At 67.0% G+C, this 24,384-nt stretch carries 19 protein-coding genes and 1 pseudogene; 10 read left to right on the top strand and 10 right to left on the bottom strand.

Going from position 1 to position 24,384, the window contains the following annotated elements:
- Positions 1 to 5: 5 nt before the first annotated feature.
- The gene (locus FVS66_RS07420) at positions 6 to 1,016 is read right to left on the bottom strand and encodes a LacI family DNA-binding transcriptional regulator (protein WP_149180201.1); all 1,011 of its coding nucleotides are present in this window, start codon (positions 1,014 to 1,016) and stop codon (positions 6 to 8) included.
- 297 nt (positions 1,017 to 1,313) lie between these two features.
- On the opposite strand from FVS66_RS07420, the gene FVS66_RS34850 reads away from it, so the two are divergent.
- Complete coding sequence (locus FVS66_RS34850; RefSeq protein WP_222946908.1) at positions 1,314 to 2,138, top strand: ATP-binding protein; 825 nt, start codon at positions 1,314 to 1,316, stop codon at positions 2,136 to 2,138.
- Positions 2,139 to 2,308: 170 nt separating this feature from the next.
- Here the strand turns inward: FVS66_RS34850 and FVS66_RS07410 are convergent.
- Both FVS66_RS07410 and FVS66_RS07405 read right to left on the bottom strand, forming a co-directional pair.
- Positions 2,309 to 3,505 (bottom strand): annotated as a pseudogene (locus tag FVS66_RS07410) (IS110 family transposase).
- 261 nt (positions 3,506 to 3,766) lie between these two features.
- Positions 3,767 to 4,816 (bottom strand): LacI family DNA-binding transcriptional regulator, encoded by a 1,050-nt coding sequence (locus FVS66_RS07405; RefSeq protein ID WP_316248170.1) that lies wholly within the window; start codon positions 4,814 to 4,816, stop codon positions 3,767 to 3,769.
- Between the two features lie 244 nt (positions 4,817 to 5,060).
- Here FVS66_RS07405 and FVS66_RS07400 point away from each other — a divergent pair, with 244 nt between their 5' ends.
- The 6 genes from FVS66_RS07400 (at position 5,061) to FVS66_RS07375 (ending at position 13,232) form a co-directional block, all read left to right on the top strand.
- Positions 5,061 to 7,634, top strand: coding sequence for an ATP-binding cassette domain-containing protein (locus FVS66_RS07400; RefSeq protein WP_149180195.1), 2,574 nt, complete (start codon positions 5,061 to 5,063; stop codon positions 7,632 to 7,634).
- Positions 7,634 to 8,641 carry an ABC transporter permease gene (locus tag FVS66_RS07395; protein ID WP_149180194.1) on the top strand — a complete coding sequence of 336 codons (1,008 nt, stop codon included), beginning with the start codon at positions 7,634 to 7,636 and terminating at the stop codon, positions 8,639 to 8,641. The genes FVS66_RS07400 and FVS66_RS07395 overlap by 1 nt, the downstream gene beginning before the upstream one ends.
- 99 nt (positions 8,642 to 8,740) lie before the next feature.
- Complete coding sequence (locus FVS66_RS07390; RefSeq protein WP_187645426.1) at positions 8,741 to 9,739, top strand: substrate-binding domain-containing protein; 999 nt, start codon at positions 8,741 to 8,743, stop codon at positions 9,737 to 9,739.
- 305 nt (positions 9,740 to 10,044) lie between these two features.
- Positions 10,045 to 11,052: a substrate-binding domain-containing protein gene (locus FVS66_RS07385; RefSeq protein WP_399225058.1), complete on the top strand. Its 1,008-nt coding sequence runs from the start codon at positions 10,045 to 10,047 to the stop codon at positions 11,050 to 11,052.
- A 4-nt stretch (positions 11,053 to 11,056) separates the two neighbouring features.
- Complete coding sequence (locus FVS66_RS07380) at positions 11,057 to 12,064, top strand: ABC transporter permease (protein ID WP_149180191.1); 1,008 nt, start codon at positions 11,057 to 11,059, stop codon at positions 12,062 to 12,064.
- Positions 12,065 to 12,503: 439 nt separating this feature from the next.
- Entirely contained in the window at positions 12,504 to 13,232 is a 729-nt protein-coding gene (locus FVS66_RS07375) for a nucleoside/nucleotide kinase family protein (protein WP_149180190.1), read from the top strand.
- 165 nt (positions 13,233 to 13,397) lie between these two features.
- On the opposite strand, the gene FVS66_RS07370 is transcribed toward FVS66_RS07375, so the two are convergent.
- Positions 13,398 to 14,426: a LacI family DNA-binding transcriptional regulator gene (locus FVS66_RS07370; protein WP_262386854.1), complete on the bottom strand. Its 1,029-nt coding sequence runs from the start codon at positions 14,424 to 14,426 to the stop codon at positions 13,398 to 13,400.
- Positions 14,427 to 14,799: 373 nt separating this feature from the next.
- Here FVS66_RS07370 and FVS66_RS07365 point away from each other — a divergent pair, with 373 nt between their 5' ends.
- Together FVS66_RS07365 and FVS66_RS07360 are read left to right on the top strand one after the other, a co-directional pair.
- The gene (locus FVS66_RS07365; RefSeq protein ID WP_149180189.1) at positions 14,800 to 15,000 is read left to right on the top strand and encodes a hypothetical protein; all 201 of its coding nucleotides are present in this window, start codon (positions 14,800 to 14,802) and stop codon (positions 14,998 to 15,000) included.
- Positions 15,001 to 15,536: 536 nt separating this feature from the next.
- Complete coding sequence (locus tag FVS66_RS07360) at positions 15,537 to 16,601, top strand: hypothetical protein (protein ID WP_149180188.1); 1,065 nt, start codon at positions 15,537 to 15,539, stop codon at positions 16,599 to 16,601.
- A 171-nt stretch (positions 16,602 to 16,772) separates the two neighbouring features.
- On the opposite strand, the gene FVS66_RS07355 is transcribed toward FVS66_RS07360, so the two are convergent.
- A complete protein-coding gene (locus FVS66_RS07355; protein WP_149180187.1) occupies positions 16,773 to 17,828 on the bottom strand; it encodes a hypothetical protein in 1,056 nt (351 codons plus the stop codon).
- A 171-nt stretch (positions 17,829 to 17,999) separates the two neighbouring features.
- On the bottom strand, positions 18,000 to 18,521 hold the full coding sequence (locus FVS66_RS07350; RefSeq protein WP_149180186.1) for a hypothetical protein: 522 nt from the start codon (positions 18,519 to 18,521) through the stop codon (positions 18,000 to 18,002).
- 272 nt (positions 18,522 to 18,793) lie between these two features.
- On the opposite strand from FVS66_RS07350, the gene FVS66_RS07345 reads away from it, so the two are divergent.
- Positions 18,794 to 19,864 (top strand): ParA family protein, encoded by a 1,071-nt coding sequence (locus FVS66_RS07345; RefSeq protein WP_222946907.1) that lies wholly within the window; start codon positions 18,794 to 18,796, stop codon positions 19,862 to 19,864.
- A gap of 124 nt (positions 19,865 to 19,988) precedes the next feature.
- Here FVS66_RS07345 and FVS66_RS07340 read toward each other — a convergent pair whose 3' ends face one another.
- From FVS66_RS07340 to FVS66_RS07325, 4 genes are all read right to left on the bottom strand, one after another.
- Complete coding sequence (locus FVS66_RS07340) at positions 19,989 to 20,525, bottom strand: hypothetical protein (protein WP_149180185.1); 537 nt, start codon at positions 20,523 to 20,525, stop codon at positions 19,989 to 19,991.
- Between the two features lie 83 nt (positions 20,526 to 20,608).
- Positions 20,609 to 21,655, bottom strand: a complete 1,047-nt coding sequence (locus FVS66_RS07335; protein ID WP_187645424.1) for an ATP-binding protein — start codon at positions 21,653 to 21,655, stop codon at positions 20,609 to 20,611.
- Entirely contained in the window at positions 21,652 to 23,532 is a 1,881-nt protein-coding gene (locus FVS66_RS07330) for a Mu transposase C-terminal domain-containing protein (protein ID WP_149180184.1), read from the bottom strand. Before FVS66_RS07330 ends, FVS66_RS07335 begins: the two co-directional genes overlap by 4 nt.
- On the bottom strand, positions 23,529 to 24,281 hold the full coding sequence (locus FVS66_RS07325; protein WP_149180183.1) for a TnsA-like heteromeric transposase endonuclease subunit: 753 nt from the start codon (positions 24,279 to 24,281) through the stop codon (positions 23,529 to 23,531). The genes FVS66_RS07330 and FVS66_RS07325 overlap by 4 nt, the downstream gene beginning before the upstream one ends.
- Positions 24,282 to 24,384 lie beyond the last annotated feature (103 nt).

Raw genomic sequence — 24,384 nt, 5'->3', positions numbered from 1 at the left:
GCCACTCAGGACGATGCCTTGTCAGCTTCCTCTGGTGGGCACCCGCATGATTCGCGGTGCTGGAACGTCGGCTGGATCAGCACGCGGCGTGGCGGCAGGTCCGGGTGCGAGATCCGGGACAGCGCGAGTTCGAATGCCTGCTCGCCGATCATCAAGGTGGGCTGGGCGATGGCTGTCAGCCGTGGATGGAAGAGGTCCGACCACTCGAAGTCGTCGAAGGCGACCAGCGCGATGTCTTCGGGGACCCGAACGCCGATGGAGCGCAACCCTCGCATGGCCCCGATGGTCATCTGGTTGTTGGCCACGACGACTGCTGTGGGCGGCTGGGGGAGGCTCAGTAGTTTGGTAACCGCTTGTTGGGCCGGTGTGGCCTGTGAGCCTCCCGAAAGGAGATACTCCTCCCGTCTGGAGATGCCGTTGCGTTCCAGGCCTCGTTTGTAGCCGCGGACGCGTTCCTCCGTCGTGGCCAGCCCGGGGCGGCCGGAGATCATCGCGATACGGGTGTGGCCGATCTCTGCGAGGTGGTCGACGAGACGGGCCGTGGACTCGATGTTCTCGACACCGATCTGGTCGACTTCCTCCCTGACGAAGCGGTCGAGCACCGTTACGGGCACGCCGGCCTGCCGCGCATAGCCCAGCGTCCGCTCGGCATCGCCCGACGGGGCGAGAACGATCGCGCTGACCTTGCGTCTCAGCAGTTCGCCGACAGCGCGCAGCTCGGTGTCTGCGTCATCGTGTGTTTCGGCCAGGAGGAGTGAATAACCTTCCTTGGTCGCCCGTCGGTCCAGGCCGTGAACGACGTCGGCGAAGTAGGGATTGGAGATCGCGGACATGGCCAGCCCGATGGTGCCGAACTCTTCGCGCTGCTGCCGGACCATCTTCTCCGGGACGTAGCCGCAAGCGGCTACCGCGTCGTGTACGAGCCGGGCGGTGTCGGGAGCTACCGTCCGGGTCCTGTTCAGCACGTGCGAGACCGTCGAGACCGAAACGCCCGCCAGCTCCGCCACGTCGCTCATGGTGGCCGTCTGCCGTGGCCGTCTGCCTGCCATGCAAAGATGCTAGCAAATTTTGCGCAAATGAGTCGTTCGATCCGGGTGCTTGCCCCCTTTCTTCGGCGCCTCGCCGTCACGAGGGGCTTCCGGCAGTGGTACGCCCGGGGATCGACGCTTCGCCTCCTTCGATCCTTTCCGGCTGAAGGACTGCTGCACACAGTCGGCGTACAAAGCTTTGCGCAAATGCTTTACCGGGTGTTGCGGGCCGCTGTAGCGTCCCTTTTGAGCCGCCCGGTATGGGACAGCGAGGAGGTCGCCACCATGATCACGAAGAGCTTCAGTCCCGCTGACCGCCTGGCGGCGGCCTGTGACCCCCTGGCTGTGCAGCCCGGACACGCGTCCCCCGGCCAGGGGGCAGCAGGGGCACACGAAGCGGAGTCGGATCAACCCGTCAACGGCCGGCACCCCGCATGCAGCAGGCCATGCGGTGCTCGCTCCGCCACTGGCACTCATCACGCGCATTTCGGCTCGACGTCAGGAAATCGCATGCCTGTCATGACTGCCGCCCTGTTTTCGCGTACAGAGCACGGCAGCACGCCTGACACGAACGCGCTGGGCAACGCACCTTCCTCTTCCCTGCGCCAGATCCATGCGGAACTCCCCATGGACGCCGGCAGGCGCGACTCGGGTGCCGCCCGACGAGCTCACGCGGTGTGTTCCATGTCCGCGTCCGGCGAGGCCGTGTCAGCCCTGCGGGCTTTCGCGCAGGACACGGCGGAGCATTGGGGGATTCCCGAGGACGCCGTCTACACGCTCCGTGTGGCCGTCTCCGAACTGGTGACGAACGCAGTTCTGCACAGCGGCAGCGCCGACGTCGAACTGGCGATGCATCTCAGCGGGGCCACGGCAATCATCCGTGTCAAGGACAGCGGTACATGGACGCCGCCGGAGCCGTCGGCGAAAGACCGGCACGAAGAGGATGAGGTTCACGGGCGCGGGCTGCACATTGTTCGCGCGTACGCCACGAGGTGCACGGTCGAATCCTCGTCGAGGGGCACGGAAGTCCGCGCCGAGATCGATGTGTCGGCGTCCGCACCGCAGTTCTTCGAGTACGGCACAGGACTCGTGCCCAGCGGCACTCTCTGACGTGTGCCGCCAGCCGGCCGGCCTCGGTGTCCCCCGCCGGAGCGGACGCGTCCACGGACGGCGGGGCAGGGGCCGCCCGAAAGTTCGCTGACTCCGCGGAATATGCGGGCCGGCAGGGTCTGCAGGCCGTCCGGGAGTTTCGCGGCTGCCCCGGCTTCCTAATGCTGTTGTCAAGCGGCAGTGGTGACCGGTGGTGTCACTTCGTAGCACCGTCGGTCACGGATCAGGGCCCAGATGACGTTGACGCGTCGGCGGGCGAGGGCGAGCACGGCCTAGACGTGTTTCTTCCCCTCGGCGCGTTTGCGGTCCTAGAACTTCCGCGAGTTCGGGTCGTAGCGGATGCTGACCAGCGCCGAGGTGTAGAAGACCCGCTGGAGTCTTCGGTGATAGACGAGCGGCCGGTGGAGGTTGCCGCTGACGTTGCCCGAGTCGCGAGGTGCGGGGGCGACGCCGGCGAAGGCCGCCAGGGCGTCCGGGGAGTCGAACTCGTCCAGGCTGCCGCCGACGGCGGCGAGGAACTCGGCACCCAGCACGGTGCCGATGCCCGGGACGCTCAGGACGATGTCGGCGAGCTCGTGCTCGCGAAACCGGCCCTCGATGAGCTTGTCCATCTCGGAGATCTGCTCGTTGAGGGCCATCACCTCCTCGGCGAGGGTGTGGACCAGCTTGGCGATGGTCTTCTCGCCTGGAACGGCGGTGTGCTGGCGCTCGGCGGCCTCGACCGCCGCTTCGGCCAGGGCTCTCGCGCTGCGGACCTTGCGGTTGGCCAGCCACTTCGTCAGCCGCGCGGTGCCTGCGCGCCGGATTGCGGCCGGGGTCTGATAGCCCGTCAGGGGCCTGAGCGGGCCGGTGTTGGTCATGTCCAGGGCCCGTTCCAGGGCCGGGAACATGCTCAGCAGGGTGCCGCGGAGGCGGTTGACGGCGCGGGTGCGGTCCTCGACCAGGTCGGCTCGGCGTCCGGTCAGCAGCTTGAGTTCGATGGCGGCTTCGTCGCTGGGGCGGATGGGCCGCAGGTCGCGGCGCATCCTGGCCTGGTCGGCGATGACGTAGGCGTCGCGGGCGTCGGTCTTGCCCTCGCCGCGGTAGCCGTCGGAGGCCCGGTTCACCAGTCGGCCGGGCATGTAGAGGACCTCCTGGCCGTGGCCGACCAGCAGGGTCAGCAGCAGCGCGGGCTCGCCGCCGGTCATGTCGATGGCCCAGGTGACCTGACGGCCGTCGGCCAGGTCCAGGACGTCACCGATCAGTTTCAGCAGCTCGGGCTCGTCGTTGGCCACCCGCCGCGACAGCAGCGTCTTGCCGTCCTCGTCCAGGGCGAGGCCGTGATGGTGGCCCTTGCCGCTGTCGATCCCCGCCCATATCCGGCTCATCGCGCTCCTGACGTACGTGTTCGTTCTGTGCGTACCACGGACGACCTCGCCGGCATTGCTCTACACAGCGACTTGTTCGCACTTCCTAATCGGCGGCCGAGTCGTCGTGGGGTGCCGGGCGGCGAAGCCAGGGAAACCACGAGACGGCAGCCGCCTGATAGCCACACCCAGCACCCCTGGGCGACCCAACCCTACGAATGGCTCGATCAACCCGATCAAGAAGGTAGAGCCGTCTGAATCGCGGGCGAGCCGAGGGCGTGTTCACGGCGAGGGCTCCTCGTCGCGAGGTGAGACGGAAGGTGCTTGCGTATCGGTGCCTGGCCGAGGGGGACAGCCGCAGGACCGGCGGTGCATGAGTCGGGGCTCGAGCCGCTCGACGCGCGGCTTTGCGTCAGGATGCGCGAGGCGGTCGAGCAGCAGCTGCACGGCGCGCTCACCCAGGGTGTCGCAGGGTTGGGCGAACGCGGTCAGCGGCGGGTCGAACAGGTCCGCGCCGGGCAGGTCGTCGTAGGAGGCCAGCGCCATGTCGTCAGGGATGGACAGCCCGGCCTTCCTGAGCGCCTGCATGGCGCCGATCACCATGGCGTTGTTGCCGACGATCAGAGCGGTCGGTGGAGCGTCGGCGGCGAGCAGGCGCTCCAGCGCAGCATGGCCCCCGGGGATGTCGGAGTTTCCTTCGGCCACCAGTGAAGGGTGGTAGTCGAGCCCGTTGCGCGCCAGGCCCAGCCGGTAGCCGGCGAGGCGCTCCCGGCTGGTGCCCAGCCCGGCCCTTCCGCTGATCAATGCGATCCGGCTGTGGCCGAGAGTGGCGAAGTGTCCGACCAGGGAGACAGTGGCCTCCTCGTTCTCCGGGCCGATCTGGTCGAAACGGTCGTCGACGAGGCGGTCCACCAGCACAGTGGGCATCTCTGATGCCCTCAGGTGATCCAGTGTGCGTCCAGGGCTGACGGAGGCGGCCAGGATGATGCCGTCGACGCGCCGCTGGCGCAGGCTGCGGACCACCTCGAACTCGCGCTCGGGTTCGTCGTGCGAGTCGGCCAGGAGCACAGTGAGTCCGGCGCTGACCGCGGCCTGGTCGACGCCGGCGAGCACTCCCGCGAAGAAGGGGTTCGTGATCGCCGAGACGACGACGCCGATGGAACTGGTCCTCGACATGGCGAGGGCGCGGGCGAGCGTGTTGGGGGTGTAGCCGGTGCGGACGATCGCTTCCTCGACCTTCCGTCGCGTCTCCTCGCCCACCGGTCGCGTCCCGTTGACCACGTAGGACACCGTGGCGATGGACACGCCCGCGGCGCGCGCAACCTCTGTCATGGTCGTCACGGGATCCACCTTCGCTATTCGGGGACGGCCGTCTGCCCCCCGATGTTAACCGCTTAGATTCTTGTTCGCCCGCCTCTTGCTAAGCGCTTAACCGTCCCCTAGTGTGACCGCCACCCAGCTGATCTAAGCGCTTAACAAGCGTGCGTCACGAGCTGGTCCGCCGGCGCCGCCCTCTGGCCTCGCGCTGTTCCTTCTTCTCCCCGCAGTGCACGAACCCGACCTCACAGGAGCCGCGATGGAAACTGCCCATACACACAGTCGCGCGCCGAAAGCCGCAGAACCGGACGTCGTGACCGGCGCCGTCGCAGCGGAACTCGTCGACGCGGCGAAGGTGTTCGGGTCGACCACGGTCCTTGACGGGGTGTCCCTGAGCCTGCGCCGCGGCGAGGTACTCGGCCTGCTCGGCGAGAACGGCGCAGGCAAAAGCACCTGCGTCAAGATCCTGGCCGGCGTGTACCGGCCGGATCGGGGCGTCGTGCGCGTGGGCGACCGCGACCTGACGTTCCACAGTCCCGCCGACGCCCGCCGTCACGGGATCGCCGTGGTGCACCAGCACCCTGGGCTGTTCGGCGATCTTTCGATCGCGGAGAACATCTACGCCGGCCGGTTGCCCCTCACCCGAGCGGGCGCCGTGGACTTCGCACTGATGCGGAGGGAGGCTGCCCGCTGGCTCTCGATGCTCGGCCTGGAACGGGACCCGAGCCTGCCGGTGTCGTCGCTGTCCACTTCTGAACAACAGATGGTGGAGATTGCTCGGGCGCTCGCGGGCGACGCCGACGTGCTGATTTTGGACGAACCGACGGCCGCTCTGTCCGCCGGAGAGGTGGCCACGCTGGAGAACGTCATCCGCCGCCTCCGGGAGCGCGGCGTGGCGATGATGTTCGTGGGCCACCGGATGGAAGAGATCTTCCGGATCTGCGACCGGCTGGCGATCCTGCGTGACGGTCGGCTCCTGCAGACCGTGCGGAGCGCTGACATCACCCAGCGGGACGCGGTCGCCCTGATGGTGGGCCGCGAACTCACGGACCTCTACCCCGAGCGCGATGTGATGTTGGGTGAGCCCGTCCTGCATGTCACCGGGCTCTCCCGGCAGGGGGACTTCGACGGGATCGACCTCTCCGTGCGGGCGGGTGAGATCGTCGGCCTGGCGGGCCTGGTGGGCAGTGGCCGCACGGAGCTGGCGCGGGTGCTGTTCGGTGTGCACAGGCAGGACGCCGGCGTCATCCACCTGGACGGCGAGCCGGTCGCACTGCGATCGGTCGCTGATGCTCTCTCGCGCGGGATCGCCTATGTGTCGGAGGACCGCCGCGGGCAGAGCGTGATCGAGGACTTCTCCGTACTGGAGAACGCCACGCTGCCCGTGATCGACAAGGCGTCCCGGTTCGGCCTGGTGCTCCGGCATGCGCAACTGGCGCTGGTGTCGGGCCCGTTGGCGAGGATGAAGCTGCGCTCCGCCGGCTTCGACCAGCCCGTCGGAGCTCTGTCGGGCGGCAATCAGCAGAAGATCGTGCTCGCGAAGTGGCTGGCCGTGCAGCCGCGCCTGCTGATCCTGGACGAGCCGACCCAGGGCATCGACATCGGCGCCAAGGCCGAGGTCCACCGGATCATCAACTCCCTAGCCGAGAAGGGGATGGCGATCATCCTCATCTCCTCCGACCTGCCCGAGCTGCTCGGGATGTCCGACCGGGTCCTGGTCATGCGGCACGGTTCGGTGGTCGCGGAGTTCGACCGGGAGCGGGCGACGCCCTATGCCGTGGGACTGGCCGCCACCGGAGTCGGTGAGAAGGGCGCGCCGGAGCCGGGGGAGTCCACCGTGGACCCGGCACAGCAGCGCAAGCGATCGGTGCTGGCCCGAATCCGTTCCCGCAGGGAAACGGGCCTGCTCATGGCGCTCCTCGCGCTGACGCTTCCCCTGAGCCTGCTGAACCCGCAGTTCCTGTCGCTGGGCAACCTGACCGACCTCGCGGTCAGTGCGTCGCTGCTGGGCACCGTGGCACTGGGCCAGCTGCTGGTCATGCTGACCCGCAACATCGACCTGTCGGTGTCGTCGGTCATCGGGCTGACGGCCTTCGCCTCGGCATTGCTGATCAAGGAGCATCCCGGCCTCCCGATCGTGGTGCCCGTGCTCCTGGCGTGTGCCGTCGGGCTTGCCTGCGGCGCGTTCAACGGGCTGATCGTGTCCTACGGACAAGTGCCCTCCATCGTGGCCACGCTCGGCACTCTCGCGCTGTTCCGGGGAATCGACGCGATGATGTCCGCGGGCAAGCAGGTTGCGGCGGGCGAGGTGCCGGCGGCATGGCTGGAGTGGACGGCGGCCAAGCCGCTCGGCGTGCCCATGCTGATCTGGGTCAGTCTGGTGCTCTTCGTCGCGGCCGGGTTCGCGCTGGGGCGCACCAGGCGTGGGCGCGAGCTGTACGCGTCGGGCTCGAATCCGGCGGGCGCCCGGCAGATCGGCATCCCGGTGGACCGGCACGTGCTGGGTGCGTTCGCCGTGTCGGGACTGCTGGCCGGCCTGGTCGGGGCGCTGTGGGCCTCGCACTACGGCACGGTGGACGGGCAGGCGGCCTACGGCCTGGAACTGACCGTGATCGCCTCGGTCGTGGTGGGCGGGGTCGCGCTGCGTGGCGGTTACGGAAGCGTGCAGCAGGTTGCTCTGGGCACGTTCGCGCTGCTGGTGATCGAGAACATCCTGACGCTGGTGCGGGTCGACTCGCGTTACCTGCAGGCGGTGTTCGGCGCCGTGATCCTCGTTGCCGTCTCGCTCGACGCGGTGCTCGCCCGCCGCCGCTCGCACCGGAGGGCTGCCTGATGTGGCACGCCCTGCGCGCCCGGATCACCAGCTGGGACTACATCCTCGCCGCTCTCGTGGTCGTTCTGCTCCTGACCGCCTCACTCCTCCTGCCCGGTTTCGCGGGCGGCTTCAACTTCGCGAACTCGGTCTCGCAGATGTCGGACAAGGCACTGCTCGTGCTGCCGCTCGCCCTGCTGATCATCGCCCGGGAGATCGACATCTCCGTGGCCAGCATCGCAGGCCTCAGCGGCGTCGTGCTGGGCATGGCCCTCCAGTCGGGCATCCCGCTGCCCCTCGCCATCACGCTGGCGATGCTGGCCGGAACGATGTGCGGAGCACTCAACGCCCTGCTGGTCACCGTCGTCGGGCTGCCCTCGCTCGTGGTCACCCTGGGCACGCTCGCGCTGTTCCGCGGCCTGTGCTACGTACTGCTCGGCGGGACACCGATCACCGACATCCCCCTGTCGCTCATCACCTTCGGCAACGACACTCTCCCGGGCACCTACCTGCCCTTTGACATCGTGCCGTTCCTGGTGCTGGCACCACTGTTCGCGCTCTTCCTGCACCGCACCGCAACGGGACGCCGTACGTACGCCATCGGTGGCGGACCGCAGATCGCCGTGTACTCCGGCGTTCGCGCGGACCGCATCCGGTTCGGCCTGTTCATCGTGTCGGGAATCGTCGCCGCGCTGGCGGGAGTCATCACTGTGGCCCGGACCAGCCAGGCCGCACCGGACGGGGCACTCGGCTTCGAGCTCGACGCGATCACGGTCGTGTTCCTCGGCGGCGTCAGCGTGCTGGGCGGAAAGGGCCGCATGCCCGGCGTCTGCTGGGCGCTCGTCCTCGTGGTCGGCCTGCGCAGCATGCTGCAGCTGGGCAACGTCAGCGGCTATGCCCAGGGCGCGGCAGTCGGGCTGCTGCTCATCCTCTCGCTGCTGATCACGAACACGACCCACCGGATCCATGCCGCTGTGACCCGCCGCCGGTTGCGGGCGACCGCGGTCCCGCAGTCGGCGAGCCCGTAGTCAACCTGCACGAACCGGCCCCATCCATCCCCCGAAGTACCTGTGCCACCCCTGGAACGGAGAACCGCAATGAAGTGTCGGAGATCGATCGCACTGGCTGTGACCTTGGCGCTGGGCGCCGCGGTGAGCGGCTGCGCCGGCGACGGCGGCGCCACACGGGCCGGAGCCGCGTGTGCCTCCGGGCCCGTGACGGTCGGCTACCTGCCTAAGCTGGGCACGGACCCGTACATGACGACGATCCGCGACGGGGCGAACGCCGCGGCCGAGGAGATAGGCGGGGACGTCCTCTACACCGCGCCCAGCGAGGCCACCGGCGCCGCCCAGATTCCGTTCGTCAACCAGCTGATCGCGAAGAAGGTCGGCGCCATCGTGATCTCCGGCAGCGACCTCAACGGCGCGGCAGCAGCGCTGAAGAAGGCGCAGCAGGCAGGGATCACGGTGATCTCCGTCGATTCCGACGTCGCCCCCGACGCGCGGTCACTGTTCATCAACCAGGCCAGGACCGCCGAGCTCGGAGCGAAGATGCTCGACAGCATGGCCGAACTCATGGGTGGCCAGGGCGAGTTCGCGGTGCTCTCGTCCACGGAGACGGCCGTCAACCAAAACGCATGGATCAAGGACATGAAGGCCAGGTTGGCCACCGATCCGAAGCTGAAGGAGATGAAGCTCGTCACGGTCGCCTACGGCCAGGAGAAGGCCGACGTCAACGCCCAGAAGGCGAAGTCGCTCGTGCAGGCCTACCCGGACCTGAAGGGCATCGTCGTCCCGGCCGGCATCGGACTGCCCGCCGCCGCGGAGGCGCTGTCCCAGACCGGTGATCTCGGCAGGGTGAAGCTGACCGGGCTGGCCCCCGCCTCGCTGATCAAGAAGTACGTCCGCAGCGGCGATGTCCAGGACATCTGGTGGAATGTGCACGACCTCGGCCACCTGTCGTACTACGCGGCCCAGGCACTCGCGCAGTGCAAGATCGAAGCCAAGCGCGGACAGAAGATATCCGCCGGTTCCCTCGGTACCTTCACGGTCGGCGACCAGGGCGAGGTCGTCCTGGGGCCGGCCACCGTCGTGACTCCGGAGAACATCGACGACTTCGCGTTCTGAGCGGCATCGGGCAGGACAGCTGTCCTCCACCTGTGCGCCACGGGGTGGGGGCAGCGCCGCGGCAGCCGCCGGGGAGGGATTCGCGGCGAGCCCGCCCCGGCGGCCCAGCGCTCGTGGGCGCGGTCGCCCTCCCCTTCCAAGGCGCCCCCGCTAGACGCCCCTGCCAGGGCTTTCCGAGTGGGTGAGGAGTGCGGCCACACCGGTACGCAAAGCTTTGCGCAATTGCTGTACGCAATTGCGGCAGAGAGGTATTGTCGCTTTTGCCTCGCCTCATATATGGCCAAAACAGGAGGTATTTCATGTCTTTGAACAGGGTGCAGGTCAGATCCACGGCGCTCGTCCTTGCAGCTTCTTGTCTGGCGATGACTGCCGCCTGTACGTCCGAGAAGAGCGGCAGCGGTTCCACCGCCGGCGACGAAGTCGCGATCGGGCTGGTGACCAAGACCAACACCAACCCCTACTTCGTCGAACTCCGCGAATCCGCCATGGCCGAGGCCGACAGGCGTGGCGTGAAGCTGATCGCCCTCGCGGGCAAGTTCGACGGCGACAACCAGGGCCAGGTCGACGCCATCAACAACCTCGTCGCCCAGAACGTCAAGGGCATCCTCATCACCCCCAGCAGCTCCAAGGGGGTGCTGGGAGCCATCGCCGCGGCGCGCGCCAAGGGCATTCTCGTGATCGCACTTGACACCGCTACGGACCCCGCCGATGCGGTCGACGCCACCTACGCCACGAACAACAAGGCCGCCGGCGTCACGCAAGGCACGTACGTCCGTGCCGCGCTCGACTCGCAGACCCCCAACGTGCTGCTCCTGGACGGCACCCCCGGATCCACCGTGGACGACCAGCGCCACAACGGATTCCTCGAGGGCTTCGGCCTCACCGAGAAGTCGCCGGAGATCAAGGGCACCGCGGTCACCAACGGCGACCAGACCAAGGCCCAGACGGCGATGGAGAACCTGCTTCAGCGCGACCCCGGTGTCAACGCCGTCTACACGATCAACGAGCCCGCCGCCGCCGGTGCCGCCAAGGCGCTGGCCGGAAAGCCGGCGGCCGAGCGTGTCGTCATCGGATCGATCGACGGTTCGTGCACCGGCGTACGCAACGTCAAGGACGGCAAGTTCGCCGCCACGGTCATGCAGTTCCCGAAGAAGATGGCACACATGGGAGTCGACGCCGTCGTCGAGTACGCCGAGAACGGCGCCAAGCCGTCCGGCTTCATCGACACCGGTTCCCAGCTCATCACCGACAAGCCCGTGCCCGGCGTGCCCAGCAAGGACACCGCCTGGGGCCTGCAAAACTGCTGGGGATAGCCATATGATCACCACCACTGTCGCACAGGAGCAGCAAGCGGTGCCGCGCAGTCGCGCGCTGCTCAAGTGGTTCGCCAACAGCACCACCGCGGGCCCTCTGGTCGCGCTTCTGGTCGCGATCGCCGTCTTCGCCCTGAGCACCGACACCTTCTTCACCGTTGACAACGGCTCTCTCATCGTCCAGCAGGTGCTCGTCACGGGCACCCTGGCCATCGGACAGACCCTGGTGATCCTCACGGCAGGCATCGACCTCGCCAACGCCGCCATCATGGTGCTGGGAACCCTGGTGATCGCCAAACTTGCTGCGGAAGGCGGGATGCCGGGCCTGGCCGCACTGGCGGTCGGCATCGTGCTGTGCACGGTCCTCGGAGGGATGTCCGGGACTCTCGTCACCTGGCTCAAACTGCCGCCGTTCATCGTCACTCTCGGCGTGCTCAGCGTGCTCACGGCCACCTCGCAGCTCTACGCGAGCGGACAGAGCTTTCCCGTCACGTCGTCGGTGCTCACCTGGCTCGGGGAGCGCAGCTACCTGTTCGGGCAGATCGAGGTCACCACCGGCATGGGAGTGATGATCCTGCTGACCGCCGGTGTGTGGTTCGCTCTCACCCAGACATCCTGGGGGCGCAACGTCTATGCGGTCGGTGACGACGAGGAATCCGCCCGCCTCAGCGGCGTCAACACCAAGCGCGTGATTCTGAGCGTGTACCTGCTCGCCGGCTTCGTCTACGCCATCGCCGCCTGGCAGGCGCTGGGACGCATCCCCAATGCCGACCCCAACGCCTTCCAACTGGGCAACCTGGAGAGCATCACGGCCGTCGTCATCGGCGGTACCAGCCTGTTCGGCGGACGAGGCGGCATCCCGGGCACCATCCTGGGCGCACTGGTGGTCACCGTTCTCGCCAACGGACTGACCCAAGCCGGCATCGACAGCCTGTACCAGCAGGTGGCCACCGGCATTCTCGTCATCGTCGCGGTCGCCGTGGACCGGCTGGTCAGAAGCCGCGCGACATGACTCGCAGTATGCATCACCCCCTCCGGGGCGATGAGAGGCCCGTCGCGCCGCGCGGCCGGCGGAACTCCGCCCTGGAGGGCAATGCCCCAAGCGGCACGAAAACCGTCGGACGGGCCGCGCCCCGCGAAGACGTGTGCGCCGACCGCGCACCGGACGCCGAGGCGCAAGCCGACGAGGCCCTCGCCGTGGCCGGTGACGCCGGCCGCAGCATGCCGGGGCTCCCCGAAGCCTTGTTCAGGGCTCTCGTGCCGGCTGCCGGCACCGCCGCACGGGACGGGCGGTGGCTCGCACTTCCCGACCCCGTCTGGTGTTCTATGACGGAGACCGTGGGCCTCATGACCGGTGCGCTCAGGCTCGGCACAAACGGCCGTATTGCACAAGCGAGACGGCCTGCGCCCGACCGCGTGTCCAGTTCCGCCTTCGTCCCTTGGGAGAACACATGACAGACGCCCTCGCCGCTTCGGGAAACCCCGGAGAGATCGAGCCGATCTATCACGATCCGCCGCTGCGATCCCTTGCCGAAAGCGCACTGCGCCTTTCGGTACCGCGCCGCGCCCTCCTCGGCATCGTCGGTGAGCCGGGGGCCGGCAAGTCCACGTTTGCCGAACAGCTTCTGACGGAAATCGAGGCGATCCGACCGGGTGTTGCCACGGCGGTTTCCATGGACGGATTCCACCTTGCCCAGCGAGTCATCGACAGAATGGGAATGTCGCGGGACAAGGGAGCCATCGAAACGTTCGACGCCTACGGATTCGTCGCCATGCTTCGCCGCGTCCGAGAAGAGACCGACCACACGGTGTGGTGGCCCGATTTCAGCCGGGAGATCGAGGACCCGGTCGCCCAGTCGCTGGAGGTGGCCCCTCATCATCAGGTGGTGATTGTCGACGGCAACTTCCTGCTGGCCGATGAACCGCCGTGGAACCAGGTACGCGATCTGCTCACGGAGACGTGGTTCCTCGACGCCGCTCCGGCGGAACGCCGGCAACGCCTGATGAATCGCTATGTCCGCTACGGCTTCAGCCCGAGCAGCGCGCAGATGAAGACCGACGGGGTCGATGAGCAGACCAGCGCGAGAATCCGGCGCACAGGGTACTCCGCCGACCGGATTCTGAGCGAGCGGCGTTCATGCAGCCCCACAACGCAGAGGGCGGGGGCGTGCAGGCACTGAGGCGGCGTCGCGCGCCCCGCCCCTCCGCCTCCCGGCGGCCGGAGGGGCGGGAATCGCTGTGTCCGGGCCGTGACGGCCGGGCGCGACGACCCGCCCGGCGCACGGGACTGCGGGTGCGCTCGAGGGCAGACGGGCGCGCCGGGTACGGCCCGGCCGTGAACCGGGTCAGCCTGACTCGGCGGAGCAGCCGCACGACTCGCGGTGCTGGAACGTCGGCTGGACCAGCACCCGCCGCGCTGCCAGACCAGGGTCCGCGATCCTCGACAGCGCGAGCTCGAAAGCCTGCTCACCGATCATCAGGGTGGGCTGGGCAATGGCTGTCAGACGCGGCTGGAACAGATCCGACCACTCGAAGTCGTCGAATGCGACCAGTGCAAGGTCGTCGGGAACCCGCATGCCGACGTCCCGCAGCCCCCGCATGGCGCCGATGGTCATCTGATTGTTGCCGACCACGACCGCAGTGGGCGGCCGGCTCCGGCTCAGCAGCTCGGCGATCGCGTGCTGAGCCGGGCCGGCCTGCGAGCCCCCCGAAACGAGGTACTCCTCCCGCCTGGGGATGTCGTGGCGTTCCAGGCCGAGTCGGTAGCCCTGGACGCGCTCTTCCGTGGTGGCAAGCCCGGGACGACCGGAGATCATCGCGATCCGGGTGTGGCCGGCCTCTGCCAGATGACCGACCAGCCGGGCCGTTGACTCGACGTTCTCGACACTGATCTGGTCGGCCTCATGCCTGACGAAGCGGTCGAGGACCGTCACGGGGACTCCGGCTCGCCGCGCGTAGTTCAACGTCCGCCCTGTGTTGCCTGAGGGGGCCAGGACTATGGCACTCACCTTGCGTCTCAGCAGCTCACTCACCGCGCGCAGTTCGCCGTCGGGGTCGTCGTGCGTCTCGGCCAGCAGGAGAGAGTAGCCCTCCTGCGACGCACGCCGGTCGAGACCGTGCACGACATCGGCGAAGTAGGGGTTGGAGATCGCCGACATCGCCAGGCCGATGGTGCCGAGGCCCTCCTGCTGATGCCGGGCGGCCTTCTCCGGCACATAACCGCAGGCGGCGACCGCGTCGCGCACCAGCCGGGCGGTGTCGGGAGCGACCGCCCGCGTCTTGTTCAGCACATGCGAGACCGTTGAGACCGAAACGCCCGCCAGCCGTGCCACATCGCTCATGGTGGCCGTCTGCCGCGGCCGTCTGCCTGCCATGGCGGCATGGTAGCAATGTTTTGCGCAAACAAAAGAAAGAGGGGTTGCCGCCGCGGGCCGGAGCCGGCGGCCGGGCCTCTGCGGCTCCCGGAACCGGCGCCGTGCGGGGCGCCCACGGACGTGGTGGCACATGCGATCGGGTTCTGCCGCCGGTACGCCGCTCGTGGTCAATGCGTTCCCTTCAGAAATCGACCGGCACTGAACGGGGCCGGACCGGACACGCGGCGTTTCGTATGCGGTTCGGCCCAGGCGGTTTCTCGCGGCCGAACGCCGCCGCGGCGCGCACACCGGCATTTCTCCGAGCGGGACACATGTGTCCCGTCTCAGCGAAGTTAGCCGGCGGTGTCGCGTTGACCTGCGAGGGCTGGATTGGGTGAGACGGCTGCCAGCAGCCCCCGAGCGTCTGAAGGCGAACCACATCCCCTTCAGCGACGTCCCTGGCTACTCCCAGGCGCTCCGCCGCGTCCAGGGCCTCGGTGCCCGCCAGAAGGAACGCCTCCTCGAACTCTTCCTGCCGCGAGCGAACCTGACCAGCGGCGCCGCCGCCCGCTACAACGGCAGAGGACCCCGGTGATGCCGGGGTCCTCTTACTTCAAGATCAACTGCTGGTGTCAGCGAGGGTTGATCTCGACCTTGACGTGAAGGCACGTACCGGCGGTGATGAGCGGGCCGCCGACGAAGGGGAAGCCAGTGAAGCAAAGGGCGACCCCGGAACCAACGCAGAGAACGGAGAACCCGAACTGGCACCAGGCGAGTGCTCCCTCGGGGCGCCTCCTGCTCACGGAGACGAGGGGCTGGCGCTCTGTCGGATCTACTGGGGTACCGTCGGTGGTAGTCAGGAGGAATACCTCTTTCCTGTGCGTACAGGTACCAGGGCAGTTCTGCTTGCCGGCTCTCTGCCCTGGTCCTGTGGGACCTCAACGGCTGGGGTTCCAGCTCGTGAGATCCATGGTGCGGCGGACTTGACAGGGCCTGAGGTACACTGGTCGACGGATTGATCCGCATGGCGTCGAGTCGACAGTTAAAGTCGAAGATGACATTGAAACTGGATAGCGAAGCCATACGGATCAAACGGTAGCGGTGAAACCGTCAGACTTTTTGAGGACAGCTGTGGCGCAGGAGCGGGATGGCAAGGTCGAGATCCGCAAGGACCAGCTACAGGCTTTGATGGGGGGCGAGCTCCCCGATGCGATCAAGAAGGCCCGCGAGATCCACGCGCGAGGCAAGAAGCCGCAGGTTGTGCGCGTGCGGCGGTCCTTCGTGAGGCTGGAGAAGTTCGGCGGGACGGTCGAGACCGAGAGGAAGCCGCTGCCTCGGGCCGAGCGCCCGCTCTCCGCACAGATGATCACGCCGAAAGGGCTCACCCTGAAGCTGTACCTCCTGATGCTGTTCGCGGCGCAGTGCGAGGCGGCGGTCGGCAAGGAGTGGCCTCAGCCGTACCCGATCGAGCCGGACGCCCAGAAGACCGATTCCTGGGAAGGCTTGGTGGCGACCGTCGCCAAGTACGCCGGGCCCGGCGTACAGGCGTCCTCGGTCCGCACGAACAAGGTCAGGCAGATCGCCCAAGCGATGAAGGCACTTGAGGAGATGGGGCTGCTCAAGTCGGCAACCGGGATTAAGGGGCAGGTCCGCCGTGGCGTTCTGCTCCTGTGCGAGAACGGAAAGAGCAAGGACACCGGCGCCGCGAGCATCCCGTACACCGTGCCGGCCGATGACGAGAGCTTCCTTGAGATCCCCATCGGGTTCTTTACCAACGGCTGGGTCCACGTGCTCACCAATAGCGAGATCGCGGCCCTGCTGATGTGGTTCGACGTCATGAAGTTTGACGCCATGCACGTGACTCCCGAGGGCAGAGCCCCAATGACCGTCGGGTACGTGCTGAGCAACGTGCGCCACGGCTTCTACGGCCTCGGCCGCGACACCTACGAGACGCACAAGCCACTCGAAGCCTTCCAGCTCCTCGACGTACACCGGCCCTCCAAGCGGTACGACAGCGGGAAGTGGAAGGACTTCGAGGAGGACAGCAGCGGCATGGTCTGTCACCGCGTGGTGCTCCGGGACGGCGCATTCGACAGAGAGGCGGGCCCGGTCGTCGAGGAAGTACTCAAGAGGCGCGACGCCACCAACGAGTGGCGTCGGTCCTTCGGCGGATTTCTGCAGCCCCAGAGGTGGTGACCCGGGCCCGGGCCAGGAACCACCGACAAGACCACCACCCGGCTCCGCAACGAGACCGGCGGGACATGGAGCCGATGCGCCCCTGGGGATCACGCACGATCACCAGCAGGCTGGACTCCACGAGGAACTGGCGATAGCTGAATACGAGAGCTCACCAGTAGCCGACTGGAGCTATCCGAGGAGCAGAGACACGATCGAGGCGAGCGAACCCACGATTCCGAACCGGGTGGCGAACGGTTCGATGCGGAGCCTCCACATGGAGCTGCGCAGTTCCGGTGTGTCCTCTTCGGACGCTGCCTGGGCCTGGAGTTCGTCTATGAGCGCGTTCCCTCCGGGATACTCGCCCAGATCCTGCCGGAGCCGGTTGAGAATCGAGATCAGGTCGGCGTCTTCCAGGCCGGTGTTCTGCCGGTTGTGGCTTCCAGCAATGGCTCTGCCGCCCCGGGACGCTGCGGAGGCGGGGCCGCTGCCGAAACTTACGGCAGCGCCCGCCCCGATGTCACCGACGCTGATGTTGGCCTGGGGGGCCTGCGGGTGGTGCTGACTGTGGTCGGTCACGTTCCCTCGCACCGTCTGGGCGTTGCTTCCTCTGGCGGCCAGGCTGCTGTCGTGCACCGGCCCATACACGACATTACTGTCGACGATGATGGTGCCGTTTGAGACGGGCCGCTGCTGACGGGTAGTCAGGAAAAACCACAGAGTCTGCTTGGAGTGCACGAAGTCGATGCCGTCGGCGGTCAGCGTAATGCGTTGGGGCCGGGGGGCGCGGTCGGCCATAAGAAGGCCCTTGGCTTCCAGATAGGCGACGGCGGCGTCTACTTCGTGCCATGTGACCTCGGTGCCGCAGAACCACCACTCCTTGGCCGCGGCGAACTTCTGCAGGTCCGCCGAGCCCCCCGACGGGGAGTTGTTATACGCCCAGTGAGGCAGCACGTTGTTCAGATGTGCCTCGCGTTCGGCTCGTGGCTCCGAGTGGGCCCGCAACTCACGGGCCTTGGCCACGCCGGCCCAGGTCAAGCGGATGAGGGGAGAACGGCCGTTGGCCTGGTTGACCGCACGCCTCGCCCAACCACGCACTACGAGATGGGAGACCACGGCCTGCTCGTCGGCCGCGTCCAACCTGGCGGCTCCCACGATCCTTCCTGCATGGAGGATCTGTTCCGGGTCGTCGCCCATGGCGTCGAAAGCGCTCTGCAGGAACCGGTCGGCGTACACCTCGATTGTCACCCATCCATCGTACGGCGCGAGAACACCACGCCTCCGGGGATCACGCACGGTCACCAGCAGGCTGGACTCCTCGGGGAACTGGCGACAGTTGAATACGCGAGCCCACCAGTACCAAGGCCGCCGTCGCAGCGCAGGGCTCAGGACGCTCCCATAGCGCCCGGGGGTCTGGGTTCAATCGGCCTGCTGGGCGTCCCTCAGCAGCTTCTCGTACAGGGCCTCGGAGGCTTCGATGCTGGCACCGAGGGCTTCCATGCCGGGGGTGACGACTGCGACGGCGACGCGGTCGTTGAGAATGTAGAAGGTGTCGATGTCGTCGGCGAGTTCTGCGATCAGGCGCCCCCGAGGTCCGTCGGCCATCATCTCGGGGGCCTTGTCATACCAGAAGCTGTGGGCGAGGTAGTTGCGGCGCTTGACCGCGTTGGTGAGGTCGGCGGGCAGCTCGGGGTCGCTGCCGCACAGCGGAGTCACCTTGGCGACGAGATTCTGAAAGCTGGAGCTGGCCGCCTTGTTCCACGGGTCAGTACCCAGCACGCGCTTCTCCTGCCGAGCGAGGCCGATTCGGTGGTGCGCGAGCGCGTTGATCAGCCCGCGTTCCACAGTGGCGGCGGTGAACATGGCCAGACCGTAGGCCGCGTAGACAGTCGGATCCTCGTTGGGGAGATGACGTATGGGGTTCTCGTAGTCCGTCGCCATGCCTCTCATAGTGGACGCTCGGCCACCCTCGGTCACTCCCATTTTCGCAACGCCCCACGCGGATCTTCCGGGCCAGCCCTCTGGGGTCAGGGCGGTCGTCTTCGCGCACTGGCGGCTGTGGCCGGCGCGCTGGCGCAGGGATCCGCGGTGGTTGCTCCGTTGCCCCCCGCCGTACACGCACAGTCATCGGTGGGTGGTCATGGTCGTAGCCGTCGGCTGCGTGCAGTGCGGCGAGCAAGTCCACGTCCAGCCCAACCTTGACAATGTCCAAAATGGACGCTACGATGGCTTCATTGTCCAACTCAGGCGCGGATGGGGTGTCGATGATCACTTACGCCTTCTGGAACAATAAGGGCGGCACTGGCAAGACGAGTCTATGTTTCCAGACCTTGTCGCATTACGCTCACAAGAATCCCGATAAACGTATCCTCGTGCTGGATGTTTGCCCGCAGGCGAACCTCTCCGAGCTGCTGTATGGGGGGCTCGCCTTTCGAGGTAGCGAAGTGCTGCTTGCGCGACAGGGGGAGCCGGTGCGTCGCACGATCGGCGGCTACTTCGAGTTGCGCCTGTCTTCCCCCTTTGCCCCACCGACCATCGTGGCGGCTGACTATATCTCGAAGCCCAGTCAGTACAACCAGGCGATTCCAGAGAATATTGACCTCATTGCCGGTGACCCGTTGCTGGAGATGCAGGCAACTGCGATGTCAGCGCTGGCAAACACGTCGATCCCGACCACGAACTCGTGGCTGCGAATCATCGACTGGATTCGTGACCTCCTCGAAACGGTCTCAGATGACTACGACACCGTGTTCATCGACACGAACCCCTCGTTCTCGATGTACACGCAGGTGGCGCTTTCATCTTCCGACAGACTTATCTTGCCGGTGATGGCGGATGACTCATCGCGTCGTGCAATTCAGAATGCCTTCTCTCTGGTGTACGGTCTCAAGCTCCCGTCGGACATCTATACTCAGTACGCCTTCGCGACTCGGCTTCGCGAGGCGGGGCGGGATCTTCCGCAAGTGCATGTGATTGCTAAGAACCGGCTCACTCAGTACATGGGGGCCGCTTCCGCGTACGCTGCGGTGCTGCACTCCATTGACCGGGACGTCGTCGCGCTCATGGCGTCTACCCCCGAGATGTTCACCTTCGACAATATCGAGGACGGCGTCGTGGAGATCCGCGACTTCCAGACCGCAGGCGTGGTCGCTCAGGCGCGTGGATGCCCGCTCTACGCGCAGAGGCCCGGCAAACTGGACATCATGGGGCATCGTGTTCAGGTGAAAGCAGACTACCTGGAGAACTGCGTTGTCGACGCCAGAAAGCTTGTGGCCGCACTCTAAGCCTGGTGAGTGATGCGGGGCCCTGGTGCTATCTGCCAGGGCCCCCTTTGCAGCCTGGACGGATTCTCGGGTGCAAACCGCTTTCGTCCCGCGAATATGCGACACCTCAACATGTGGGCATGCCTCAAGCCTGTCTGAGGCGCTGCTGCCATGACCGGGTACGCCGGAGGTGATAGGCGAGTGCGCCGTAGGAGATCGAGTATTCGTGGTTGTCCAGGAGTTCGGCCCACATCTGTCTCGTGTTGAGGCCGGCGGCGATCATGCCTTCGAGGAGGTCGGAGATTTCGCTGCTGATCGGGTCGGCGCCTCGACGCGTCCCTGGCAGGAGCGGCTGAGCCGTGTCCAGCGCCCGGTGGACGACCCATCTCTGCACGCCATGGCGCTGTGTGAGCAGCCGCATCGGCACACCCCTGTAGGCGTCACGGGCTATGCGGTATCGGAGGTCGCGGCGGCCATGGAAAGGGAACCTCCTCGCATAGCGTGCTGTTGGTTTGAAGCGTCCCCGACGTGAGCTGGCATCGGCAAGAGCGCGGTCCAGGGAATCGGGGCTCCGGCCAGAAACCGCAGCGAGACGATCGAGAATCGGCTTCCCGAACCAGTAGGGCGGTCCGCAGAGGTATTCGTGCAGGTAGCTGGGCTTCAGATGGTTGGCACGGGCCATACGTCGAATGTAAGAGTCCGTGGTTTCCCCAAAGCGGGGCGAAACCTGGACGGGGAGTGGGCGCGGATGGTCGATGGTCCCTGTCAGCACGGGGATGCCTTTGCGTGAAGTGGCGCGGAGGCTTCTGCGGCGTGATCCAGGGGGATCGAGTCGATCCCCGCTTTTGTGACGCGTTCCGTGCCGTTGAGGATCGCGTCGATGGCAGCACCCCGGATCGCGTGGGAGAGCGCGCCGATCATCCCTCCAGTGCGTCTGTGGAGGTGCCGGTCCAGTTTGACCAGGCTGCCCTGTGGATGGTCGTGCAGGAGTAAGGTTTTCTCCAGCGTTGCGACCAATCCTTTCCATTCGTCGCCGTAGGGAAAGGGGCGGGTAGGGACGAGGGTGAAACGACCCGCGATCTGGGCGCCCCGTGTGCCGGCAAGCAGCTCGCTGGTTTCCAGGCTGATGCCCGCGTAGACGAATGTTGCAGGGATACGTTCAGAGAAGTACTTGAGGGTGTCGGAGACTTCGGCGCCCGCCCGGGTGACCTGCGAGATGTTGTGGACCTCGTCAACGAGCACGAGGCCGGTGCGGGTATCGGTGCATACGCCGACCACGGCCTCGATGATGTCCGTCATATTCGATCGGTGCCGCACCGGCAGGCCCAGGAAGCGACCAAACTCCGCGGCAACCATGCGAGCAGTCGCGGCGGGCGGGACCGTGATGTAGAGCACGGGAATGCGGTCCGAGACATTCGGGTGACGAGCCCGGTCGAGAAGCTCATGAGAACGTCCGAGCTGGGAGATAGCGCTCGTCTTTCCTGTGCCGGGTGGCCCGGAGACCATCAGTCCGCGGCGGGCACTGATCGCGTGGCGGTTGAGAAGGACCAGCCGACGGCCGCAGATCACCGTTCTCTCGACAAAAGACGTGGCGACCGTGAGCATGCGGGCGTGATGGTCGAGCCGGTCCTCGTCGTAGAGAATTCGGTCAGCCAGGGACAGTCGCTTTAGATCATCAGGGGCAAGCAACACTGGGGCTGCAGGAGGGCCATCGACGAACCTGCGCCATCCGTCCAAGGTGGTCAATTGTCGGTTGGCATCGGCATCGGCATCCTGCAACGTGGGGTGCTGGGCCGCTTCGGAGCGAGTCACGGGCGCCTCCAAGGGTTGGCGAGCGGGTCGAAGAGGCCCAGCGGGATGACTTCGGCGAGATGGATGTCCGTCCCGTCGTCGTGTGTGGGCTCGGTGGATGGCGTGTCGGGAACCGATCGGTCCCCGGCGGTCACCCGGGTGCGGGCGGCGGCCCGGCGGGCACGTCTGGAACGCGTGGCCGGGGGGTCCTCCTTGGCGCCGGGGCCGTCGTGGGCTCGCCGCAGCAGAGCACTGACGGCATCGGCGATCTGTTCCTCGGTGCCTCCGGAGACTTGCTCACAGGCCCGGTCCCAGGCCAGCTCGCCGAACGGTACGCCGACGCGGTGTAGCTGCTTCCAGAAGACGGTGATCCAACGTTCGCCTTGGCGGTCGCGTACCCAGATCCGGGAGACGTCGTAGGGGTCGTGGTGGATCTCCCACAGGCCCTTCTTCGCCGCCACTCCGGAGTGCTGGCGGCGAAAAGGATTCAACTCCGCGCTGTCGTAGATGCGGTGCTTGATGCGGATGCCATAGGCGTTGATCGCCTGCCAGCGCTCGGGCAGCAGCTCGACGTAGTCATCGGCGCCGAGCGGAACCGGAACGTAGCCGCAGGACTCAAGTAGAGTCGCGTACTTCTCGTTCGGAGAGAACGCCCGCGCCGGTGAATCCGGGTCGCGCAATGCGTCATGGGGCCTGGTCTGCCAGCAGGCGATGACCCACTCGTCGAGAAGGCTCTGAAGTTCGGGCAGCGACCACAGCGGCCCGTCTTCTAGTTTCCGGCCGCGCCGGTCCGTGGTCGAGCCGGTGTAACCGGCGACGAACTGGGCGAACAGCGTCGCCACCGAGCCAAGCGTCTTCTCGATCGTGCCCTTGTCGGTCGGCGTCGCCTTGTGGGCCGGTTGCAGGTTGATACCCAGATAGCGGCAGGACGCCCGGAAGTTGTGCGAGACGAACACCTTGCCGTGGTCGCAGACGATGGTCTCCGGAACAATCACCGGTCGGGCGGCCGCGTGCTCCAGGCGCTCGTCGATACTCAGCAGCCGCCGGTACGGCAGCACCGAGTGGGACATCCGCAGGGCCTCTGGCCAGCCCGGACGCATCGTCTCCGGTGTGACGCTTCGGGCCAGAACCGCGGAGGCATCCGCGGCCTTTGTGGTGGGCCGCAGCACCGCCGCGGTGATCGACCTCGTGGCGATGTCAACCATGGCCGTCAGCTCGACCTTCTCCGCAATCCCGTCATCCAACCGCACCAGCACATCCAGCGGCGTGGAGTCAATCTGCATCAGCTCGCCCGGGGCACTGGCCGGCAGCTCACCGAACGGTCCCGGCGGTCGCGCGTTAACCGAGCGGCGCGTGCGGGCCGACCCGGTGACGTGGGTGCCTGCGGCCAGCTTCTCGAACAGCCGGTAGAGCGTGGCCCGTGACGGCAGCTCAACTGCAGCAGTTTCCTCCCGGTCGGCGAGGATCTGCTTGGTCCGCCAGATGATGAACCCGATGGTTCTTGTCGATGCGTCGGCAGTCTCGATGATTGCCTGCCGCATCGCTTCCACCACTGCCCCGTCGACCTGCCCGAAGGTCGGCATCTGCTTAGCCGACCGGCCGTCCGCCAGCCCGACCAGCCCGTCCCGCTGGTAGCGTTGGCGCCGCTGCTTGATCCCACTGGTCGACACCTTGTGGCCGGCTGCCGTCAGCTCGACCGCCTTGGCCCGCTCCCGCTGGGCCAGCGAGTGCACTCTCGGGTCGAACTCCGGCCGCGGCTTCGCCCCTTTCGGAGCGTCCGGCGGCAGACCGTTCAGGACCTCCAGGATGTGCCTCTCCCACCAGCGGGCCTGGTCGGCGGCCGCTTTGGGGAACTCCGCAATTCGGGCCGTCGGTGGCACCCGCTTCTTCCCGGTCACCGGGCCCTCGCATCCGCCAGGCTCACGATCGTGCGGGGTCCCAGCAGCTGGGCCGCCATGTCCTCAGGGGTCAGCTCCTGGCGCCAGAGCAGGTGGAACAGCACGGGCAGCGTCGCCAGGCGTTCCCCGGCCGCATCCGCCCCGGCCATCAGCGGCCCCGGCGTCGCGAAGACCTCCCGGAGCCGAGCCGCGGCCAGGCCGTTCAGGCATCGGGGATGTCGGTATCGCGACAGCCACCGGGCATTTGCCAGCAGCACCTCGTCCGGCGTCCCCAGCCGCTCGAACCTCCACCCGGTTTGGGTGCAGGCCAGGCGCGTCACCTCGAACGCTTCGGCGTCCTTCGGCTCGATCCGCTCATCCACACGGACATCGATGACCACCGCCGAGCCGTCTCCACGGCGCACGAAGTAGTCCGGGGCGTGCCGACGCTCCCGTTCGCCGTCATGCCAGTGCAGCCAGAACGGCTGAGAAGCGATCCCCACCACCTTGGGATCGAAGTCCATCAGCAGGAGGCGGTCCCGTTCCAGCCACGACTCGAAGCCGACGTGCTGCCCATTCGTGGCCGCCCAGTACCAGCCAGCGAAGTGACGCTCACCACGTGACCACCGAAACGGCCGCACCGGAGCGACATCCTCGAAGCGGGCTGTCACGCAGTCCAGGATCGGCCGCCGCTGACGCTCGCGTACGGCATCCACGTACGACAGCTCGACGTACGGCCCTGCAAGATCCACCCCAGCCGGTACAGCCATCCAGCACCCCCAGTGCGATCACGCTCACGACTAGGTTCACTGAGACAGCAGCCCGAACGACTGAGTTCGCTGAGTAAACGCCTCGATTGGATGACAGCGGACA

It is taken from the genome of Streptomyces sp. TRM49041, from assembly GCF_008271805.1.
Classification (GTDB): Bacteria; Actinomycetota; Actinomycetes; order Streptomycetales; family Streptomycetaceae; genus Streptomyces.
This window is presented reverse-complemented; position numbering and strand designations above follow the sequence as displayed.

Excerpts from the sequence above, each read along its gene's own strand:
- FVS66_RS07400 (WP_149180195.1), top strand. The coding sequence starts at position 5,061 with ATGGAAACTGCCCATACACACAGTCGCGCGCCGAAAGCCGCAGAACCG.
- FVS66_RS07340 (WP_149180185.1), bottom strand. The coding sequence starts at position 20,525 with ATGGCCCGTGCCAACCATCTGAAGCCCAGCTACCTGCACGAATACCTC.
- FVS66_RS07345 (WP_222946907.1), top strand. The coding sequence starts at position 18,794 with ATGGACGCTACGATGGCTTCATTGTCCAACTCAGGCGCGGATGGGGTG.
- FVS66_RS07380 (WP_149180191.1), top strand. The coding sequence starts at position 11,057 with ATGATCACCACCACTGTCGCACAGGAGCAGCAAGCGGTGCCGCGCAGT.
- FVS66_RS07350 (WP_149180186.1), bottom strand. The coding sequence starts at position 18,521 with ATGGCGACGGACTACGAGAACCCCATACGTCATCTCCCCAACGAGGAT.
- FVS66_RS34850 (WP_222946908.1), top strand. The coding sequence starts at position 1,314 with ATGATCACGAAGAGCTTCAGTCCCGCTGACCGCCTGGCGGCGGCCTGT.
- FVS66_RS07370 (WP_262386854.1), bottom strand. The coding sequence starts at position 14,426 with ATGGCAGGCAGACGGCCGCGGCAGACGGCCACCATGAGCGATGTGGCA.
- FVS66_RS07325 (WP_149180183.1), bottom strand. The coding sequence starts at position 24,281 with ATGGCTGTACCGGCTGGGGTGGATCTTGCAGGGCCGTACGTCGAGCTG.
- FVS66_RS07375 (WP_149180190.1), top strand. The coding sequence starts at position 12,504 with ATGACAGACGCCCTCGCCGCTTCGGGAAACCCCGGAGAGATCGAGCCG.
- FVS66_RS07420 (WP_149180201.1), bottom strand. The coding sequence starts at position 1,016 with ATGAGCGACGTGGCGGAGCTGGCGGGCGTTTCGGTCTCGACGGTCTCG.
- FVS66_RS07405 (WP_316248170.1), bottom strand. The coding sequence starts at position 4,816 with ATGACAGAGGTTGCGCGCGCCGCGGGCGTGTCCATCGCCACGGTGTCC.
- FVS66_RS07395 (WP_149180194.1), top strand. The coding sequence starts at position 7,634 with ATGTGGCACGCCCTGCGCGCCCGGATCACCAGCTGGGACTACATCCTC.